Origin of the sequence: Verminephrobacter eiseniae EF01-2, assembly GCF_000015565.1 — a bacterium.
Taxonomy (GTDB): Bacteria; Pseudomonadota; Gammaproteobacteria; order Burkholderiales; family Burkholderiaceae_C; genus Acidovorax; species Acidovorax eiseniae.
Map to the genome: position 1 here is coordinate 2,127,032 of NC_008786.1, position 20,291 is coordinate 2,147,322.

19 protein-coding genes are annotated in these 20,291 nt (G+C 68.6%); 16 read left to right on the plus strand and 3 right to left on the minus strand.

What is annotated here, in order from left to right; translation table 11 throughout:
• Positions 1-2: 2 nt before the first annotated feature.
• The 3 genes from VEIS_RS09275 to VEIS_RS09285 form a co-directional block, all read right to left on the minus strand.
• Positions 3-722 carry a TetR/AcrR family transcriptional regulator gene (locus tag VEIS_RS09275; protein WP_011809657.1) on the minus strand — a complete coding sequence of 240 codons (720 nt, stop codon included), beginning with the start codon at positions 720-722 and terminating at the stop codon, positions 3-5.
• 244 nt (positions 723-966) lie between these two features.
• Positions 967-1,743, minus strand: a complete 777-nt coding sequence (locus VEIS_RS09280; RefSeq protein ID WP_011809658.1) for an enoyl-CoA hydratase — start codon at positions 1,741-1,743, stop codon at positions 967-969.
• Between the two features lie 45 nt (positions 1,744-1,788).
• Complete coding sequence (locus VEIS_RS09285; RefSeq protein ID WP_011809659.1) at positions 1,789-2,631, minus strand: acyl-CoA thioesterase; 843 nt, start codon at positions 2,629-2,631, stop codon at positions 1,789-1,791.
• Between the two features lie 191 nt (positions 2,632-2,822).
• On the opposite strand from VEIS_RS09285, the gene VEIS_RS09290 reads away from it, so the two are divergent.
• The 16 genes from VEIS_RS09290 to VEIS_RS09365 all read left to right on the plus strand — a co-directional run bounded on the left by VEIS_RS09290 (position 2,823) and on the right by VEIS_RS09365 (position 20,168).
• Positions 2,823-4,025: an aspartate aminotransferase family protein gene (locus VEIS_RS09290; RefSeq protein ID WP_011809660.1), complete on the plus strand. Its 1,203-nt coding sequence runs from the start codon at positions 2,823-2,825 to the stop codon at positions 4,023-4,025.
• 27 nt (positions 4,026-4,052) lie between these two features.
• On the plus strand, positions 4,053-4,973 hold the full coding sequence (argF, locus tag VEIS_RS09295; protein ID WP_011809661.1) for an ornithine carbamoyltransferase: 921 nt from the start codon (positions 4,053-4,055) through the stop codon (positions 4,971-4,973).
• A gap of 319 nt (positions 4,974-5,292) precedes the next feature.
• Positions 5,293-6,084, plus strand: coding sequence for a GntR family transcriptional regulator (locus VEIS_RS09300; RefSeq protein WP_041949921.1), 792 nt, complete (start codon positions 5,293-5,295; stop codon positions 6,082-6,084).
• A gap of 16 nt (positions 6,085-6,100) precedes the next feature.
• The gene (locus VEIS_RS09305; protein ID WP_011809663.1) at positions 6,101-7,303 is read left to right on the plus strand and encodes an ABC transporter substrate-binding protein; all 1,203 of its coding nucleotides are present in this window, start codon (positions 6,101-6,103) and stop codon (positions 7,301-7,303) included.
• A gap of 28 nt (positions 7,304-7,331) precedes the next feature.
• Positions 7,332-8,204: a branched-chain amino acid ABC transporter permease gene (locus VEIS_RS09310; RefSeq protein ID WP_011809664.1), complete on the plus strand. Its 873-nt coding sequence runs from the start codon at positions 7,332-7,334 to the stop codon at positions 8,202-8,204.
• Entirely contained in the window at positions 8,201-9,181 is a 981-nt protein-coding gene (locus VEIS_RS09315) for a branched-chain amino acid ABC transporter permease (RefSeq protein WP_011809665.1), read from the plus strand. Before VEIS_RS09310 ends, VEIS_RS09315 begins: the two co-directional genes overlap by 4 nt.
• Positions 9,174-9,935: an ABC transporter ATP-binding protein gene (locus VEIS_RS09320; protein ID WP_011809666.1), complete on the plus strand. Its 762-nt coding sequence runs from the start codon at positions 9,174-9,176 to the stop codon at positions 9,933-9,935. The genes VEIS_RS09315 and VEIS_RS09320 overlap by 8 nt, the downstream gene beginning before the upstream one ends.
• A 50-nt stretch (positions 9,936-9,985) precedes the next feature.
• Positions 9,986-10,696, plus strand: a complete 711-nt coding sequence (locus VEIS_RS09325) for an ABC transporter ATP-binding protein (RefSeq protein ID WP_041950700.1) — start codon at positions 9,986-9,988, stop codon at positions 10,694-10,696.
• A gap of 27 nt (positions 10,697-10,723) precedes the next feature.
• Complete coding sequence (locus tag VEIS_RS09330; RefSeq protein WP_011809668.1) at positions 10,724-11,680, plus strand: tripartite tricarboxylate transporter substrate binding protein; 957 nt, start codon at positions 10,724-10,726, stop codon at positions 11,678-11,680.
• Positions 11,677-12,963 (plus strand): 3-isopropylmalate dehydratase large subunit, encoded by a 1,287-nt coding sequence (locus VEIS_RS09335; RefSeq protein WP_011809669.1) that lies wholly within the window; start codon positions 11,677-11,679, stop codon positions 12,961-12,963. Before VEIS_RS09330 ends, VEIS_RS09335 begins: the two co-directional genes overlap by 4 nt.
• Positions 12,960-13,478, plus strand: coding sequence for a LeuD/DmdB family oxidoreductase small subunit (locus VEIS_RS09340; protein ID WP_011809670.1), 519 nt, complete (start codon positions 12,960-12,962; stop codon positions 13,476-13,478). The genes VEIS_RS09335 and VEIS_RS09340 overlap by 4 nt, the downstream gene beginning before the upstream one ends.
• A complete protein-coding gene (locus VEIS_RS09345) occupies positions 13,471-15,180 on the plus strand; it encodes a hydantoinase B/oxoprolinase family protein (protein WP_011809671.1) in 1,710 nt (569 codons plus the stop codon). The genes VEIS_RS09340 and VEIS_RS09345 overlap by 8 nt, the downstream gene beginning before the upstream one ends.
• Positions 15,177-17,231, plus strand: coding sequence for a hydantoinase/oxoprolinase family protein (locus tag VEIS_RS09350; protein WP_011809672.1), 2,055 nt, complete (start codon positions 15,177-15,179; stop codon positions 17,229-17,231). The genes VEIS_RS09345 and VEIS_RS09350 overlap by 4 nt, the downstream gene beginning before the upstream one ends.
• Positions 17,228-17,896, plus strand: a complete 669-nt coding sequence (locus tag VEIS_RS09355) for a cysteine hydrolase family protein (protein ID WP_011809673.1) — start codon at positions 17,228-17,230, stop codon at positions 17,894-17,896. The genes VEIS_RS09350 and VEIS_RS09355 overlap by 4 nt, the downstream gene beginning before the upstream one ends.
• A complete protein-coding gene (locus tag VEIS_RS09360; RefSeq protein ID WP_011809674.1) occupies positions 17,893-19,308 on the plus strand; it encodes an FAD-dependent oxidoreductase in 1,416 nt (471 codons plus the stop codon). Before VEIS_RS09355 ends, VEIS_RS09360 begins: the two co-directional genes overlap by 4 nt.
• Positions 19,305-20,168: an isocitrate lyase/PEP mutase family protein gene (locus tag VEIS_RS09365; RefSeq protein ID WP_011809675.1), complete on the plus strand. Its 864-nt coding sequence runs from the start codon at positions 19,305-19,307 to the stop codon at positions 20,166-20,168. Before VEIS_RS09360 ends, VEIS_RS09365 begins: the two co-directional genes overlap by 4 nt.
• Positions 20,169-20,291: the final 123 nt, after the last annotated feature.

Genomic DNA, 20,291 nt, shown 5'->3' on the forward strand with positions numbered 1-20,291 from the left:
CGTCAGCCTGCGTGGATGAACAGCGCCAGGGCCTGCTCGGTCAGCTCATCGAGCGACTTGCCCTTGTCGGGCGCAAACCACTGCACGGCCCAGTTGAGCGCGCCAAAGATGAACAGCCGCGCCACGCCCGGCTCGGCCTGCAGCAGGCCCTGCTGGCCCAGCGCCGTCAGCGCGGGCATCCAGGCCGCCTCGTAGCTGTCTTTGACCAGCGCAATGCGCCGGCGCTGCACCGGCGTGAGCGAGCGCCACTCGTACAGCATCACCGCAATGAAGCTGCTGCGCGGCCCGAGCAGCACCTCGAAGTGGTGGCGGATCAGCACGCGCAGGCACTCGCGCGCCGGCGCCTGCGGGGCCAGCACGGCCAGCGCCTGCTGCTGGCTCTGCACGGCGCTGGCCATGCCTTCGTTCATCACGGCAAACAGCAGCGCGCTCTTGCTGGCAAAGTGGTAGAAGGGCGAGCCGCTGTGCATGCCCGCGGCGGCGGCGATGTCGCGCGTGCCGGTGGCCGCAAAGCCCTTGCTGCGAAAGAGTTGGGCCGCGCCGTCCATCAGTTGGCGGCGGCGATTGCCGTCGCTGCGCTCTTGCGCCGTCTTGCGCGGGCGGCCACGGGGGCGACGCGGCGGCGGTGCGGTGACGACGGCGGCGGGCGTGCCGGGCGCGAGGTCGGCCGTCTTGTGCGGGCGCGCTGGCAGGCTGGCCAGCGAAAGGGCAGTGGCGCGCATGCGCCGGGCGGGGGCTTGCATGGGCGCCACGATAGCAAACCGGCCCATTTTCAGCAAGCAAGTGCTTGGTGAAAATGACCGCTGGCGCCCGGACTGTCGATCGCTCGGGCCGGCTGCGCGCGGCTCCCATGCCCGGTGGCGATCGATGAAATGGCACGAAAGCGGTTGGCTGCGCCGTCATTCCATTCCTGCATCATCGGCGCACTTTGCCGCCATCGCGCCCACGAACGATGGGGAAATGGAATCAAAGAGCGCTGAAATCGGGCTGGCGCTTTTGCATGAACGCCGCAAACGCCTCCCGCGCCGCCGGCTCGCGCAGCATGCGGCCAAAGCTGGCGGCCTCTTGCGCCATGGCCGCGAGCACCTGCGCGCTCTGGCCGCATTTCATCAAGCGCTTGGTCTCGATCAACGCCGACAGCGGCTTGCGCGCCAGTTTGCCGGCCTGCGCCTGCGCCAGGCCATTGCACTCGGCGGGCGGCACCACGCGGTTGACCAGGCCCAGCGCCAGCGCCGTATCGGCCGTGAAAGGCTCGCCGAGCAGCAGCGCCTCGGCCGCGCGCTGGTAGCCCAGCAGTTGTGGCAGCAGCAGGCTCGATGCCGCCTCGGGGCACAGGCCCAGGTTCACGAACGGCATCGAGAACAGCGCGTTGTCGCCGGCATAGACCAGATCGCAGTGCAGCAGCATGGTGGTGCCGATGCCCACCGCCGGGCCGCAGACCGAGGCGACCACCGGTTTGGCAAAGGTCGCGATGCCGTGCAGAAAGCGCAGCACCGGTGAATCCTGCGTCGGCGGGGGCTGCTGCAGAAAATCGGCAATGTCATTGCCCGCGCTGAAGATGCCCGCATCGCCCTGGAACACGAGCACGCGCACGCCGGCATCGGCCTGTGCCGCAGCCAGCGCATCGGCCAGCGCCGCGTACATGGCGCTGGTGATGGCGTTCTTCTTGGCCACACGCTGGAAAGTAATGCTGCTCACGCCGGCTGCGGTGTGAACCAGGATGTCTTGGTTGGCTTCGGTCATGGTGCTTCGGGGTCTGCGTGGACAGGTGCTGCGCTGCGCGCGGCCTCATTCCTTGTAGTAGACGATCTGGTGGCTGGTGGCCAGCATGGTGCCGGCCTGGTTCCACAGTTGCGCGGTCTGGTCAAAAAAACCGTTGCGAAATTCCCGCCCCTGCGCCTGGCCCAGCAGGTAGCCCGTGCCGGTTTGCTGCAATTGCGCGCTGCCGGCATGAAAGTACACGGTGATCGACACGGTGCCGGCCGGCACCCGGCGCGCGCGGCGCAGCCATACGCGCGGAAAGAACACATCGGCCAGCGCGGCCAGCGCGCAAAAATCGAGCGCGCGGGGCGGCGCGTCGCGCACCCACAGTTGCGTCAGGCTGTGCTCGCCGGTGCCATCCCAGGTGCCGGGAATGGCGCCGGTGATCAGGCGTATTTCATAGCGGTTGAGCCATTCGACGCCAAAGCCCGGGGGGATCGCCGGCTGGCCTGCGGGCGCCGGCACCTGCGGCATCGGCACATCGCCGACGCTCCAGGTTTCGCGGCGCAGCGCCGTCACGGCCGTGGCGCTGGTCGTGACCTGCTGCACGCCATCGGCGCCCGCTTGCACGATGGCCAGCGTCCAGTGCTGCGTCGAGCGGTTGGTGCGCACGGGCTGGGCCTGCACCGTGAACGGCCCGGCGACCAGGGCGCCGGCGAAGTTCACCGTCAGGGACAGCGGATCGCCGAGCCGCTGCGGGTGCTGCGCGATGGCTTGCAGCATGGTGGCGGCAGTGACGCCGCCGAACGGCCCCACCATGTTCCAGTAGCCGGCATGGGTGGCGCCTTGGTACTGGCCGGCGCTGGCGCCGGGCGGCGATGCGGCGTGCAACTGCAACGCCTCGTCCAGAGGGTGGTGCGGTGAAGTCATGCCGCCAGTGTGCCGCGAAATGACGGCGCAGGGGAAGGAGCGGGCCGGCAAAGGAATAGGGAAAACGCGGGGCCATGGCCGGCATTGCAGCGATGCGCAATCGTCAACGGTCCGGCCGCAGGCACCCCTAGAATCAGCCTTCACTTTGTCGGGCTTCGAGGCCCATCACCGCACCGTCTGGAGATTTGTGCATGACCGCTTTCATCGAGGCCGCGTCGCCCCATTTGATGAACACCTATGGCCGCGTGCCGATTGCGCTGGCGCGCGGGCAAGGCTGCCGAATCTGGGACGTGAACGGCAAGGAATACCTCGATGGCCTGAGCGGCATTGCCGTGAACACGCTGGGCCACAACCATCCCCGGCTGGTGCCGGCGTTGCAGCAGCAACTCACGCAGTTGATCCACGGCTCCAACTACTACCACGCGCCGCTGCAAGAGGCGCTGGCCGCGAAACTGGTGCAACTGTCGGGCATGAGCAATGTGTACTTTTGCAATTCGGGCCTGGAGGCGAACGAGGCGGCGATCAAGATCGCGCGCAAATACGGCGTCGACCGGGGCCACGCCAAACCCGAGATCGTGGTCTGCGAAAAAGCCTTCCATGGCCGCTCCATCGCCACCATGTCGGCCACCGGCAACCCCAGGATTTCCAGCGGCTTCGGCCCGCTGCTCGAAGGCTTCGTGCGCGTGCCGCCCAATGACATCCAGGCCCTCGAGCGGGCCGGCGCAGACCGGCCCGACGTGGTGGCCGTGTTCTTCGAGACCATACAGGGCGAGGGCGGCATCCACCCGATGCGCATCGAGTACCTGCAGCAGGTGCGCCGGCTCTGCGACGAGCGCGGCTGGCTGATGATGATCGACGAAGTGCAATGCGGCATGGGCCGCACCGGCCAATGGTTTGCCCACCAATGGGCCGGCATCCGGCCCGATGTGATGCCCCTGGCCAAGGGCCTGGGCTCGGGCGTGCCGATCGGCGCCGTCGTGGCCGGCCCCCGGGCCGCCCAGGTGCTGCAGCCGGGCCAGCATGGCAGCACCTTCGGCGGCAACCTGCTGGCCATGCGCGCCGGGCTGGAGACCATCCGCATCATGGAAGAAGACGGCCTGCTGCAGCATGTCGCCACGGTGGGCGGGCAACTCAAAGCCGCCCTCGAGCGCGCATTGGGCCCGCTGCCCGGCGTCAAGGAAATCCGGGGCCAGGGCCTGATGCTGGGCATCGAACTGGGCCGGCCCTGCACCGTCCTGGTCGGCCGCGCGGCCGAAGCCGGGCTGCTGCTGAGCGTGACGGCCGACAGCGTGATCCGCCTGGTGCCCCCGCTGATCCTGAGCAGCGCCGAGGCCGACGAGATCGTCGCCAAACTGGTGCCCCTGGTCAAAACCCTGCTGGCCGAGTCCGAGTGAGCCGCAGCGCAAGAACTGAAACCTGCCATGACACATTACCTGCAATTTGGCGACCTCGATGCCGACACCTACGCCTACCTGTTCGAGCGCGCAGCGTTGCTCAAACACAAGTTCAAGGCCTACGAAAAACACCACCCGCTGGCCGACCGCACGCTGGCCATGATCTTCGAGAAGGCCAGCACCCGCACCCGCGTGAGCTTCGAGGCCGGCATGTACCAACTCGGCGGCAGCGTGGTGCATCTGACCACGGGCGACAGCCAATGGGGGCGCGCCGAGCCGATCGAAGACAGCGCCCGGGTCATCAGCCGCATGGTCGATTTGGTGATGATCCGCACCTACGAGCAGGCCAAGCTGGAGCGCTTTGCCGCGCACTCGCGCGTGCCCGTCATCAACGGCCTGACCAACGAGTTCCACCCCTGCCAGATCCTGGCCGACATCTTCACCTTCATCGAACGCCGTGGCAGCATCCGGGGCAAGACCGTGGCCTGGGTGGGCGACGGCAACAACATGGCCAACACCTGGCTGCAGGCTGCGGCGCTACTGGGCTTCACGGTCCATGTGAGCACGCCCCGCGGCTATGAGATAGATGCCAAACTGGTCGCCGGTGCAGGCAAAACATGCGCCGAAAGCTATAAGTTTCATAGCGACCCACGGGCCGCCTGCGAAGGCGCAGACCTGGTCACCACCGATGTGTGGACCAGCATGGGCTACGAGGCCGAGAACGAGGCGCGCGAAAAAGCCTTTGCCCACTGGTGCGTGGACGCCGAGATGATGGCCGCCGCCAAGCCCGACGCGCTGTTCATGCACTGCCTGCCCGCGCACCGGGGCCAGGAGGTGCACGCCGACGTGATCGACGGCCCGCAATCGGTCGTCTGGGACGAGGCGGAAAACCGGATGCATGTGCAAAAGGCGCTGATGGAGTACCTGTTGCTGGGCCGCATGGCTTGAGGTGCAACACCCCGTGTCGCCAGCGGTGGCCTGCCCTTGAAGGCGGCGCCCCCGGGCGTGTGGGCCGTGGGTGATGCACAGTGACCGGCATCGGCGCCGTCCGGAGACGCCCACACCGTAGCTGAAGGCACTCCGGTGAGCGCGTGCATCCCGAACTGCGGTCGCGCAACTTCACGCACCAGGGCCACATGGCGCGCTTCTTCGCGCCCCACCCGTGCTGGTGCTTGACATCCGGGGGGCAGCGCGGTCTCCGCCATCGGGTTCAAATGTCCCATTGACAGAACATTGAAACGGCAAAAACATCAACGGCATGTCGCTAATGCACTTGCCGAAATACCACCAGATTTACTTGGTGTTGCGCGAGCAACTGCACGAAGGGCATTTTGCGCAGGGGCTGCCCGGTGAACTGGCGCTGATGGCGCAGTTCGACGTGGCGCGCGTCACGGTGCGGCGTGCGCTCGAACAATTGGCCCGCGAAGGGCTGATTGCGCGCAACCCGGGCCGCCGCACGCGCGCGCTGGCGCCCCCGGCCAGCAGCGATGGCCCCAACGGCCACGGCATGGAAAGCGCCCATCTGCACGGCCTGCTTGAAAACCTGGTCACCATGGGCCTGCACACCTCGGTCAACGTGATCGAGGTGGCCACCATCACCGCCTCGACCCCGGTGGCCCAGGCGCTGCAACTGCAGCTTGGCGACCCGGTGCAGAAGGCCGTGCGCGTGCGTTCTACCAGGGAAGGCCCCCTCTCGCACATCACCACCTACGTGCCCGACTCGATTGCGCGCCGCTTCGGCCGCCGGGAACTGTCGAAGAAGCCCATCCTTGTGCTGCTGGAGGAATCGGGTGTCAAGGTGGGCCGGGCGCACCAGACCATCTCTGCGCGGCTGGCCGACAACACGCTCGCGCAGCACCTCGACATGTCGGTCGGCGCGGCCCTGCTCGCAGTGCGCCGCCTGATCTACGACGCAGACGGGCAGCCTGTGCAGTGGCTGCATGGCCTGTACCGCCCCGACCGCTACACCTACGAAATGCAGCTCTCCCGCATGGGCAGCATCGATGCGAAGGTGTGGACCAGCCAGGACATGTCGGCCCGGCCAGTCCAGTTCAACTGAAAAAAAGGAAAGCCCGATGCAGAGCCGCCGCCGTTTCGTGTCGCAGTCCGCCGCCGTGGCCAGCGCCGTCGCCTTTCCACTCGTGGCCGGAGCGCAGCCCAAGACTGTCAAGGTCGGCGTGCTGCATCCGGTCACCGGGGCGCTGGCCTACTCGGGGCAGCAGTGCCGCCTCGGCGCGCTGATGGCCATCGGGGACATCAATGCCGCAGCCGGCATCGAGTCGCTCGGCGGCGCCAAGCTCCAGGCACTGCTCGGCGACGCTCAGTCGCAGCCGCAGGCCGGTGCGGCCGAGGTCGAGAAAATGAACGAAGCGGGCGTCTCGGCCATCGTCGGCGCCTACGCCTCGGCGATCTGCCTGGCGACCACGCAGGCAGCGGCCAAGTACGGCCTGCCGCATGTGGTCGATGTCGGCGTGGCCGACCAGATCGTCGAGCGCGGCCTGAAGAACAGCTTTCGCTTCGGCTGCGGCTACAAGAAGTCCACCGGGGTGGCCATGGCCAACCTGATGCTGCTCAACAAGGCCGCAGGCAGCCCGGCCAAGACGGTGATGATCATTCACGAGGAATCGCTCTTCGGCGTCGGCACCGCACAGTTGCTCGCGCGCGAGTTGCCGGGCTACGGCTTCGATGTGAAAGAGGTGGCAAAGCATGCCAACCCCACGCGCGACTTCAACAACATCGTGCTGCGCATGAAATCGGTCAACCCCGACATCGTCATTCCCGCCAATTACTACAACGAGTACGCGCTGCTGGTGCGCACCATGCAGCAGCAAAAGGTGGTGCCCCAAGCCATCTTCTCGGTGCTGGGCGGCGCCGCATCGAGCTACAAGTTCGTGAAGGAATTCCCGGACGCGGCCAACGGCATCATCGACTGCAACCATTGGTTCAACCCGAAGGACCAGCGCGCACAGCAACTGCGCGAGCGCGTGCAAGCCAAGGGCCAGTTCTTCAGCTACGAGGTCTTCATGACCTACACCGCCATGTGGCTGCTGGCCGATGCCATCGGGCGCGCCAAGTCCATGGAACGCGCCGCGATCATCGACGCGCTGGACAAGAGCAACTTCTCGAACCACATCATGCCGTATGGCCCGACGAAGTTCGTCAACGGCCAGAACGAGGGCGCGCAACCGCTGATGACGCAGGTCGTGAAGAACGACATCAAGGTCATCATCCCGCGCGAGTACCGCGAGGTCGACCCGATCTTTCCGCTCAAAGCCTGACAAGAAGCGCCAAGCAAACGCCAGCCACATGCCAGACTTCGACATCTTTTTGCCCTCGCTGCTCAACGGACTGGCGACAGGCGCCGTGTACGCTTTGATCGCGGTCGGCCTGACACTGGTCTATGGCGTGTTGCACATCATCAACTTTGCCCACGGTGCCAGCCTGATGCTGGCCCTTTATGCCGTGTACTTCCTCAAGGAGTGCTGGGGCATCGATCCTTACATGGCGCTGCCCATTGCCATCCCCGGCATGTTCGCGCTCGGCTACGCGCTGCAGCGCGCCATCATCAACCGCGCCAGCCACGGCAAGGACGAGAACAGCCTGCTGGCCACGCTGGGCATCGCCATCGTCATGGAAAACCTCGCACTGCTGTTCTTCCAATCAGACACCCGCAGCATCGACACCGCCTACTCGCTGCGCACCGTCGCCATTGGCCCGGCGATGATCGCCGTGCCCAAACTGCTCGCTTGCGCCGGAGCGCTCGCCGTTTCCGGTCTGCTGTACTGGATCATGGGCCGCACCGACCTCGGTCGTGCCATCCGCGCCGTCGCCAAGGAAAAAGAGGGCGCCAAGCTGATGGGCATCGATGTCGACCATGTCTACGCGATGAGCTTCGGCATCGGCCTGGCCTGCCTCGGCGCGGCGGCCTGCTTCCTGCTGCCGGCCTACTACGTCAACCCGCAGGTGGGCGGCGGCTTCGTGCTCGTGGCCTTCACCATCGTCGTGCTCGGCGGCATGGGCAGCTTCGCGGGGGCGCTGGCCGGCGGCTTGCTGGTGGGCGTTGCCGAATCGCTCGGTGGCCTCTGCCTGGGAGAGTCGCTCGGCCAGATCGGCATCTTCGCCATCTTCATCGGCGTCGTGCTGTTGCGCCCACAGGGCCTGTTCGGAGCCAAGGCATGAATGCGGGAAGCAGGCAACTCGCGGGCATCGCGCTCTTTGCCGTGCTGGTCGGCTGCGTGCCGCTGCTCACCCGGTCCGGCGCCATGCTCCACTTCGTGATGATGGCGCTCTACGCCACGCTCATCGCGCAGGCCTGGAACATCCTCGGCGGCTTCGGCGGGCAATTCTCATTCGGCCACGCGCTGTTCTTCGGCACCGGCGCCTACATCCAGGCCATTGCGCAACTGCAAGGCGGCATCAACCCGTGGGCAGCGTTGCCGATGGCCATGGCCGGTAGCGCGCTCGTCGGCCTGCTCGTCGGTGCGCCCACCTTCCGCTGCGGTCTCAAAGGCTCGTACTTCGCGCTCGTCACGCTGGCCTTCGCCGAGGTGTCGCGCATCGTCGCGCTCTCGGTTTCCTTCACCGGCGGTGGCGTCGGCCTGATGCTGCCGCTGCGCGAATCGGCCGGCAACCTGCAATTCGCTTCGCGCGCCGGCTACCTGTGGGTGGCGCTGGCCATGGTCGTCGGCGCGCTGCTCGTCACCTGGTGGCTGCGCAACGGCCGCTTCGGCGCCTGCCTGCAGGCCGTGCGCGACGACGAGGACGCCGCGCGCGCCGTCGGCGTGAACCCGTTGCGCGTCAAGCTCGCGGCCATCAGCCTCTCGGCGGCCTTCATGGGCGCGGCCGGTGCGTTCTACCTGCAGGTGTTCCAGTACATCGACCCCGGCATCGCCTACGGCCCGGCCACCTCGGTCGAGGCGCTGGTCGGCGCCATCGTCGGCGGCATGGGCACATTGTGGGGCCCGGTGCTCGGCGCGGCCGTGCTGCATCTGTTGTCGGATTTGACGCGCAACCTGTTTGGTGCGCTGCCGGGCATCAACATGGTCATCTACGGTAGCGCACTGGTGCTCATCGTGATCTTTTTGCCGCGCGGCGTCGCCGGCCTGGGGCTTTCGGTGCGGCAGCGGTGGAACGCGAAGGCAGGCCACAATGACTGAGCCTGTTTTGCAACTCGATGGCGTCTCGCGCGCATTCGGCGGCCTCAAGGCCGTGCAGAACGTGAGTCTGGCCGTGCAGGAAGGCAGTCTCACGGCGCTGATCGGCCCGAACGGCGCCGGCAAGACCACGCTGTTCGCGCTCATGTCCGGCTTCCTGAAGCCCGACACCGGCAGCGTGCGCCTGGCCGGGCAGGACATCACCGGCCGCGCGCCGCATCGCAATGCCGCGCTTGGCATGACGCGCACGTTCCAGATCGTCAAGCCCTTTGCCGCGCAGACCGTGCGCGAGAACATCGCGGTGGGCGCACACCTGCATCTGCGCCACCGCGCCGAGGCGCTGGCCTGTGCCGAGACCGTCGCACGGCGCGTGGGGCTTGGCGCCCAACTCGACAAGCCCGCTTGCGATCTGACGGTGGCCGGCTGCAAGCGCCTGGAACTGGCCCGCGCGCTCGCCACACGGCCGCGCCTGCTGCTGCTCGACGAAGTGCTCGCAGGGCTGAACCCGCAGGAGATCTCCGGGATGATGCCGGTGGTGCGCGGCATCGCCGACAGCGGCGTGACCGTGCTGATGATCGAGCATGTGATGCAGGCCGTAATGAACCTGGCCGAGCATGTGTGGGTGTTGGCGCAGGGCCGGCTCATTGCCGAAGGTAGCCCGGCGCAGGTTGTCTGCGACGACCGGGTCATCCAAGCCTACCTGGGCCATGGCACCGCTGCGCGGCTGCGCAAGGTCGCTGCGGGAACTGCGGCATGAGCGCCGCGCGGTCGCCCGAAGGCGCCCATGCCGCAGCCGAAGGCGCGCCAGTGGGCGCACTGCTCGACATTCGCGGCCTGTGCGGCGGCTACGGCCGCGTCCAAGTGCTGCGCGGCGTGGACCTGCAGGTCCACGCCGGCGAAATGGTCGCGCTGCTCGGCAGCAATGGCGCGGGCAAGACGACCCTGAACAAGACGGTCTGCGGCCTGTGCCGCGCATGGAGCGGAACCATTCGCTTCGATGGCAAGGACCTGAGCGGCGCGCATTACCGCGCGGTGGTCAAGGCCGGCCTGATCCAGGTGCCCGAGGGGCGCAAGGTATTTCCCGACCTCAGCGTGCGGGAGAACTTGGAACTGGGCTCCTTCACCCGCGCCCACGAACGCCGCGCGGCCAATATCGAGAAGATGTTCCACCTCTTTCCGCGGCTGCGCGAATGCATGGCGCAGCGCGCCGGCACCATGAGCGGCGGCGAGCAGCAAATGCTGGCCATCGCGCGCGGACTGATGGCCGAGCCCGTGCTGCTGATCCTCGACGAACCCTCGCTCGGCCTCGCGCCACGGCTGGTGCAAGAGATGTTCGCGCTGATCCGCACGTTGCGCGACGGCGGCCTGGCGGTGCTGCTCGTCGAGCAGAACGTCGGCCAGTCGCTGGAGATCGCCGACCGCGCCTGCGTGCTGGAGAACGGCAGCATGCGCTTTTCCGGCACGCCCGAGGCGCTGCTCGGCAGCGACATGCTGCGGCGTGCATACCTGGGGCTATGACCCGTTGGACAACCAGGACCGTTGCTGATGAACCGCCGTGACCTCCTCATCGCACCCGCCGCACTGGCGTTCGCCGCCGGCGCCGACGCGCAGATCGACAGCGCGCCCGTGCGCATCCTCGTCGGCGCACCCGCCGGTGGCTCGACCGACACGCTGGCCCGCGCGTTGGCCGCCAGCATGGGCACCGCGCTGGGCCGCGCCGTGATCGTCGAAAACAAGCCTGGCGCGGGCGGCAACATCGCCGCCGAGGCCATCGCCCGGGCCGCACCCGACGGCCGCATGCTGCTGATGAGCTTCACCAGCCACGCCATCAACGCCACGCTGTATCCAACGCTACCGTTCGATCCGGTCAAGGACTTCACCGCGCTCACCTGCGTGGCCACCTCGCCGTCGATCCTGGTGGCCCACCCTTCGGTGCCGGCCAAGGACATGCGCGAATTGATCGCGCTCGCCAAGGCCAGGCCGGGCCAGCTCAACATCGCCATCGGCGCGCTGGGCTCGTCGTTGCACATGGCGGGCGAGGCGTTCAAGATGCAGTCGGGCGTGGACATCGTGAACATTCCGTACCAGGGCACGTCGCCGGCCGTGCAGGATCTGCTCGCCGGCCAAGTGCAGCTGATGTTCGCGGCGGTCGGCAACGTCAAGGCGCATATCCAGGCCGGCAAGCTCAAGGCGCTGGGCGTGAGCAGCGCGCAGCGCCTGCCCGCATTCCCCTATGTGCCGGCCATTGCCGAGGCTTTGCCCGGCTACGAGTCGAGCGCGTGGTTCGGCCTGTTCGGCCCGGCCCGGATGCCGGCCGCACTGGCGCGCAAGATCAGCGACGCGGCGCGCGATGCATTGCAGCAACCCGGCATGCGCAAGCGCCTGGATGCCGCAGATGCGATGGCGGTCGGCAATTCTCCGGAGCAGTTTTCTGCTTTCGTGCAAAGCGAGATTCTGCGCTGGGCCAAGGTCGTGAAATTTTCCGGAGCCCGGCCGCAATGAACAGCGCGCTGCCCCGGCGCGCGCCGGCCCGGACGCTGGCGCAAAAGCTGCTCGCGCGCGCCAGCGGTCGCGCGCATGTCGCGGTGGGCGAGATCGTCACTTGCAGTGTCGATCTGGCCATGTTCCACGACTCGTCAGGCCCGCGCCGCCTCCAGCCGATGCTCCAGGCGCTGGGCGCGCAGGTCTGGGACCGCTCGCGCATCGTGCTCGTGATCGATCACTACGTTCCCGAACGCGACGAAGACTCGCACCGCATCGTGCGCATCGCCCGCGACTGGGCGCGCGACCAGCAACTGCCGCATGTGTACGACAGCCAGGGCATCTGCCATGTGGTGTTGCCGCAGAACGGCCATATCCGCCCCGGCATGTTGTGCGTCGGCGGCGACTCGCATGCGCCGACCGGTGGCGCGTTCGGCGCCTACATGTTCGGCGTCGGCAGCACCGAGATGCTCGGCGTGCTCGTCACCGGCGAGATCTGGCTGCGCGTGCCCGAAACTGTCCAAATGTGGTGGGACGGCGCGCTGCTCGCCGGCGTGAGCGCCAAGGACATGATGCTGCACATGATCGGCCGCTTCGGCATGAACGGCGGGCGCTACCAAGCGGTGGAGTTCGCCGGGCCTGCCGTGGCCGCGTTGTCGATGCAAGAGCGCATGACGCTGTCGAACATGAGCGCCGAGTTGGGTGCGCAGGCGGGCTTGATCGCGCCGGACGAGACCACCGCCGCCTTTCTCGCTGCGGCGGCCGCGCCGCCTGTCGATATAGCGCCATGGTTTACCGACGAGGACGCCGAGCGCACGCGCCACCGCTTCGACGCCAGCACGCTGGAGCCGCATATCGCCGCGCCGCACAGCCCGGCCAATTCCCACAGTGTGCGCCGTTATGCGGGCATGCCCGTGGACGTTGCCTACATCGGCGCCTGCACCGGCGCCAAGCTCGACGACCTGCGTGCCGCAGCCCGGGTGCTGCGCGGACACAAGGCGGCGGCGGGCACGCGCCTGATCGTCGCGCCCGCCAGCCTCCGGGACCAGGAGCAGGCGCGCGCGGAAGGCGTATTGCAGGTGCTGATCGACGCCGGCGCCGAACTGCTCCCGACCGCATGCGGCGCCTGCTCGGGCTATGGCGCGCCGATGGGCGACGGCATCACCGTCATCTCGACCACGGCGCGCAACTTCAAGGGGCGCATGGGCGCGCCGAGCGCGCAGGTCTACCTGGGCTCGCCGTACACGGTGGCCGCCGCCGCGCTGCGTGGCCATGTCACCGATCCGCGTGAGGTGCTTGCATGAATGCCGCCAGCAGCCACCGCGTCTGGCGCCTGGGCGTCAACATCGACACCGACGCGCTCGCGCCCGGCCACGCGATGAAGCACGGCACCGACACCATCGCCCGGCACTGCCTGGAGAGCATCCGCCCCGAATTCGCGCGCCAAGTGCGCCCGGGCGACGTGATCGTAGCCGGCGCCAACTTCGGCATCGGCTCGTCACGCGAGCAGGCCGCAGCCGTGCTCGTGCAGTTGGGCGTGGCGGCGGTGATCGCGCCGTCGTACAGCGGTCTGTATTTCCGCAACGCCTTCAATCTGGGTCTGCTGCTTCTAACCTGCGCCGAAGCCACAGTCTTGCGCGAAGGCGATCGCATCGCCATCGACATTGTGCGCCCCGCGCTCGTGGCACCCGACGGCAGGCTGCTGGCCTGCGAACCGGTGCCCGGGTTCCTGATGGACATGGTGCGCGCCGGCGGACTGCTGAACCAGCTACGCCAGCGCGCTGGCCGACCCGCCTTCACGAAAGCCCCCGATGTCTGACCCAGCCAGCGCCATCGACCCCGTCACGCTCGCCGTGCTGCGCGGCCGCCTCGAACAGGTGGCCGACGAGATGGACGCCACGCTCTACCGCAGCGCATTCAACCCCATCATTGCCGAGGCGCATGACGCCTGCCACGGCCTGTACGACGCCAGCACCGGCGACACGCTGGTGCAGGGCAAGTCGGGCCTGCCGGTGTTCGTCGGCGCGATGGCCTTCGCGGTGCGCGCCACGGCCCGGGTGGCCGCCTCGCGCGGCGGCATGAAAGACGGCGATATCTGGATCAGCAACGACGCCTACGACGGCGGCACACATGCCAACGACTTCAAGCTCGTCAAGCCCTTTTTCCGTGGCGCCAAGCTCTACTGCCACATGGCCTCGGCCGCGCACTGGCACGACGTGGGCGGTGCGGTGCCGGGCAACTACAACCCGGCAGCCACCGAGTGCTGGCAGGAGGCGGTGCAGATTCCGCCGGTGCGCATCGTGCGCAACGGCGTGCTCGACCCCGACATGCTCGCCATCTTGCAGGCCAACACACGCCTGCCCGACAGCCTGTGGGGCGACCTGAACGGCCAACTCGCCGCGCTGGCGCTTGGCGCCAGGCGGCTCGATGCCCTGCTCGACGAGTACGGCGATGGCCTGGTGCTGGACGCGCTGGGCGCGTTGCGCGGCCGCGCGCTGCGCCTGATGCGCTCGCATATCGCCGCGCTGCCCGACGGCCGCTACAGCTTCGAGGATGTGCTGGACAACGACGGCATCGTCAACGCGCCGCTGACCATCGCGCTCGACATGACGGTGGCCGGCGACCGCTTGTCGCTCGATTTCTCACGCACCTGCGCGCAGTGCGCGGGGCCGGTCAACATCTCGCGCGCGACGGCCGTGGCCGCCTGCTACGTTGCGCTCAAGCATCTGTTTCCCGACGTGCCTGCCAATGCCGGCGTGCTCGACGCGGTGGACTTCATCATCCCCGACCGGCTGCTGATCAGCGCCGAGCGCCCGCGCCCGGTCGGGGGTTACACCGAGACCATCCTGCGCATGATCGACGTGATCTTCAGCGCGGCCGCGCAGGCCGACCCCGCGCGCGCCGTGGCGCAGGCCTACGGCACCATCAACGCGCTGTCGATCGCGGGCCACCGCAGCGACAAGGCGCGTGCAGGCCAGCGTTGGGTGATGTTCAGTTTTTTCGGCGGCGGTCATGGCGGGCACTCGGACGGCGACGGCCTGGCGCATGGCAATGCGCCGATCTCGACCGCGACGATTCCACCGCTGGAGATTCTTGAAGCGGCCTACCCGGTGCGCTTTACCCAATGGTCGCTGCGCGCAGACTCGGGCGGCGACGGCCAGCACCGTGGCGGCCTGGGCGCGGTCTATGAAATCGAGTTGCTCGAAAAAGAGGCTGAGGTGTTCGTCTTCGGCGAACGCGGCACCTCGCCGCCCAAGGGCATCGCAGGCGGCGGCGCTGGCGCGGTCAATGTGTTGCGCTACGAGAACGCAGGCCAATGGCATACGCCGCCGATGGTCTCGAAGATGCGCGCCATCCGGCTGGCGCGCGGCGAGCGCGTGCGCCTGGAAACCCCGGGCGGTGGCGGCTGGGGCAGCGCCGCCGGGCGCAGCCCCGGGCAGCGCCAGGCCGATGTGGCCATGGGCTACGTCACGATCGACGCCAGCACCGGCGCGGACCGGACGCAGAAGGCACCCGAATGAGCTGCGCTGGCAAATCCCTGGTCGTCGGCGTCGATGTCGGCGGCACCTTCACCGATCTTTTCGTGCTCGACGAGGCCCTCGGCACGGTGCGCATCATCAAAGTGCCTTCCACGCGCGGCGAGGAAGCGCGCGGCTTCCTGCACGGCCTGGCGCGCGTGGCCGATTCGGCGGCGGCCATCGCCACCATCGTGCACGGCACCACGGTCGGCACCAACGCGCTGCTGGAGCGCAAAGTGGCGCGCACCGGCATCATCACCACGCGCGGTTTCCGCGACGTGCTGGAGATGCGCCGCCGGGACCGTCCGCAGACCTGGGGCCTGCGCGGCAGTTTCCTGCCGGTTGTGCCGCGCGACCTGCGCCGCGAGGTCGACGAGCGCGTGCTGGCCGACGGCACGCTGCACACACCAGTCGATTTGGAACAGGTGCGCACCGAAACACGTTCGTTGCTCGCCGCCGGTTGCGAGGCGGTGTGCGTTTTCTTCATCAACACCTACGCCAACCCCGAGAACGAGCGCCTGGCCGTGACGGCAGTGCGCGCACTCTGGCCCAACCCGCATGTCACGTCGGCCCACGAGGTGCTGCCCGAGATCCGCGAGTTCGAGCGTTGCTCGACCGCCGCACTCAACGCGGCGTTGCAGCCGGTGCTGGGCCGCTACCTCGGCCGGCTCGACAGCGACCTGCGCGCGCAGGGCTTTGGCGGCGAACTGCTGGTGGTGCAAAGCAACGGCGGCCTGATGTCGCGCCAGACCGCGATCGACCTGCCGGTGCGCACCGCGCTGTCAGGCCCGGCGGCGGGCGTGATCGCCTGCGCGAGCATTGCACGCGCGGCGGGTTTTCCGGATGCGATCACGGGCGACATGGGCGGTACGTCGTTCGATGTGTCGCTGGTGGCCGACGGCCAAGCCGCGCTGGCGCCGCAGAGCGCCATCGAGTTCGGCATGGTGATCCGCTCGCCGATGATCCAGATCGAGACCATCGGCGCCGGTGGCGGCTCCATCGCATCGGTGGACGCGAGCGGCATGTTGCAGGTCGGCCCGGAGTCGGTCGGCAGCGTGCCGGGGCCGGCCTGCTACGGGCGCGGCGGCATGTATGCGACCGTGACCGACGCGAACCTGCTGTTGGGACGCATCGCGGCCGAGCGCCCGCTCGGCCGCGGGTTCCTCGCGGCGCTGGACGCGCAAAAGTCGCGCCAAGCCATCGAGGAACATGTCGCGCGCCCGCTGGCCCTGGACGTGCACGCGGCGGCCGAGGCGATCCTCACGGTGGCCAATGCGCGCATGGCCGGCGCGATCCGCCTCGTGTCCATCGAGCGCGGGCACGACCCGCGCCGCTTCGCCTACATGCCATTCGGCGGCGGCGGCGCGCTGCATGTCTGCGCCATGATGCGCGAGGTCGGCGTCGCCATGGGCATCGTGCCGCGCTACCCGGGCGTCACCTCGGCCCTGGGCTGCGTGATCGCCGACATGCGCCACGACGCGGTGCAGACCATCAACCAGCCGCTGAGCGACCTCGACGCGACCGACTTGCGCCGCCGCATCGATGAACTGGCCGCCCACTGCCAGCAGCGCCTGGATTCGTCGGGCATGCGCTTTGACGATTTGCGTGCGCTGATCGCGCTCGACATGCTCTACGCCGGCCAGACGCACACCTTGTCCGTGCTGCTGGCCGATCCGGGCCAGACGCCGCTGACGGCCGAATCGGTGCGCGCTGCTTTCGATGCCGCTTACACCGCAGCCTTCGGCCGCGTGCTCGACGGCATCGCCATCCGCGTGCTGAACCTGCGCTATGCGCGCATCGGCGTGCGGCCCAAGTTCGATCTGGCCGTGCTGGCGCCCAAAGGCAAAGGCAGCAGCGCGCCGCTGGGCGTGCAGCAGGTGTTCCATCGAGGCCGGTGGCACGACGCGGTGCGCTACGCGCGGCTCGCACTGCCCGTGGCCGCGCGCATCGACGGCCCCGCGATCCTCGAACAGGCCGACACCACCGTGTGGCTCGAACCGGGCTTTCATGCCGAAGTCGATGCGCATGGCAACCTGCTGGTGAGGGCATCATGAGCGCAGCGCGGCCGCCCGAAGGCGCTCATACCGTAGCCGAGGGCGAAGGTACTCCAGTGAGCGCGAAGATCGTCGCGCCCAAGACGGCGCTGCTCATCATCGACCTGCAAAACGACTTTCTCGACGCGAACGGCGCCTACGCTCGCGGCGGCGACACCAACCCGCCGGCGTTGCTGTTGCCCGGGCGCGTGGCCGCCGTGGCGCGCGCGCTCAAGGCGGCCGGCGGACTGGTCGTCGCGAGCCAGTTCACGCTCTGGCCCGACGCCGCCGGCGCGCCGATGGTGCCGCCGCATCTGAAGGCATTGCGCCCGTACCTGGCCAAAGGCGACTTCGCGCCCGGCAGTTGGGGCCAGGCCAATGTCGACGCGCTCGCGGGCCTGGTCGATGTGACGATCAGCAAGGTCATGTACTCGGCCTTCTTCAATACCCAGCTCGACTGGGTGCTGCGCCGCGCGGGCATCGACACCGTGGCGGTCTGCGGCATCGTCACCAACGGCGGCGTGGCCAGCACGGTGCGCGATGCGCAGATGCGCGACTACCGCACGCTGGTGCTGGCCGACGGTTGCGCTGCCTTCGGCGCAAAGCGCCACCAGACCGCGCTGGCCGATATGCGCAATGTGGCCGAGGTCACCGCGTGCGCGCCTTTCATCGATTCGCTGGCATGAACGGACCGCTGCGAACCATGCGCCGGGCGGCGCGCGTCGAGGCCGATGTGCATGTCGCGGTGGCCATCGTCGGCGGCGGCGCCTGCGGGCTTACGGCCGCGTTGATGCTCCACGATGCCGGCGTCGATTGTGTCGTGCTGGAACGCGATGCGCTGCCGAGCGGATCGACGGCGTTGTCCTCGGGCTTCATCCCCGCGCCTGGCACGCGCGCGCAGCGCGCGCACGGTGTGACCGGCGACAGCGCCGCACGCTTTGCCGCCGACATCCAGGCCAAGGCGCGCGGCCGCGCGGCGCCGGCGCTGGTCGATGCGTATGCAACGGCCATCGGCCCTGCGCTCGATGCGCTCCAGCAGCGCCACGGCCTCGAATGGCTGCTGCTCGACGGCTTTCTCTATCCCGGCCACAGCGTGCGCCGCATGCACGCGCTGCCGCAGAAGACGGGCCGGGCGTTGATGGCGGTGCTGCACGCGGCCGCCGGGGCGGCAGGCATCCCGATATTGACGCAGGCCGTGGTCGATACGCTGGTGCTCGACAGCGCGCAGCGCGTGCTCGGCATCGACTATCTGCGCCCCGACGGCCGGCGCGAGACGCTCGGTTGCGCCGCGCTGCTGCTTGCCTGCAACGGCTTCGGCGGCAATGCGCAGATGGTGCGCACGCTGCTGCCCGAGATGGCCGAGGCCAGGTTCTGCGGCCATGTCGGCAACGACGGCAGCGCCATTGCCTGGGGCCGGTCGCTGGGCGCGCGGCTGCGCGACCTCGGCGGCTACCAGGGGCACGGCTCGTGGGTCACGCCGCATGGCGCGCTGATGTCGTGGGCCGTGATGATGGCCGGCGCGGTGCAGGTCAACGGCGCGGGGCAGCGCTTTCACGATGAGACGCAGGGCTACTCCGAGGCTGCGCTGCATGTGCTGGCGCAGCCGCAGGGCATTGCGTGGAACCTGTTCGATGCGCCGCTGCTGGCGTTGGCGCGCAGCTTTCCCGACTTTTGCGAGGCCGAGGCGGCGGGCGCGCTGCGCCGCTGCCCGTCGGTGGCCGCGCTGGCGGACTGCATCGGCTGCAAGCCCTCGGTGCTGCAACGCACGCTCGACACAGTGCGCGCTGCGTCGGCTGCACCCGATGGCCGCGTGTTCGCGCGCGGACTCGATGCGCCGTACTTCGCCGTCAAGGTGACCGGCGCGCTCTTTCACACCCAGGGCGGCCTCGACACCGCGCCCGACATGCGTGTGCTGCGCCGGGACGGCACGCCCCTGGCCAACCTGCTGGCAGCAGGCGGCGCGGCGGGCGGCGTCTCGGGCGATGCGGCATCGGGCTATCTCTCCGGCAATGGTCTGCTGAGCGCGGTCGCCGGGGGCTACATCGCGGCGCGCACCGCCACCACGATCGTTCAATCCAGGGAGGCGCCCACATCATGACGACCCGCGACTTCAAGACCCGGCTGGCGGCGCCCGATGTGCTGCTGGCCCCGGGCGTGTACGACGCGCTGAGCGCGCTGGTGGCCGAGCAGGCCGGCTTCGAGGCGCTCTACCTTTCGAGCGCGTCGATCGCCTACACCCGGCTCGGCCGCTCCGACATCGGCCTGGCCACCTTCACCGAGGTGGCCGACACGCTCGCGCACATCACCGAGCGCGTGCGCCTGCCGGTGATCGTCGATGCCGACACCGGCTTTGGCAACGCGCTGAACACGCAGCGCACCGTGCGCGGCTTCGAACGCGCGGGCGCGGCCATGGTGCAGATCGAGGACCAGACCTTCCCGAAGCGCTGCGGGCACCTCGACGGCAAGGCCCTGGTGCCGCAACGCGAGATGGCGGGCAAGCTCAAGGCCGCGCTCGATGCGCGCTCGTCGAACGACACGCTGATCCTGGCGCGCACCGACGCGGTAGCGGTCGAGGGACTGCAAGCGGCGCTCGACCGCGCCGAGGCGTACCTTGAATGTGGCGTGGACGCGCTCTTCATCGAGGCGTTGCGCTCGCCCGGGCAGATGGATGCGGCCTGCCGCCGCTTCGCGCACCGCGTGCCGCTGCTCGCCAACATGGTCGAAGGCGGCAAGACGCCGCTGCAGGATGCAGACACGCTGCAAAGGCGCGGTTTTCGCATCGCCATCTTCCCGGGCGGCACGGCGCGCGCCGTGGTGCACACGCTGCAGGGCTACTACGCGAGTTTGCACCGGCACCGCACCACGCAGCCGTGGCGCGGGCAGATGCTGGACTTCGATGCGCTCAATGCAGTGATCGGCACACCCGAGCTGATGCGCATCGGGCAACGGTACGACTGATCCGGCTGATCCGGCTGATCCGACACGGCCGCTGTTGCAGCGCAGCACGCGGCACCGTTCGTCGCACACCTACCGGCGCGCTGCGAGCGGTGCGTGCAGATCGGCCACGGCGACGGCGCAGCG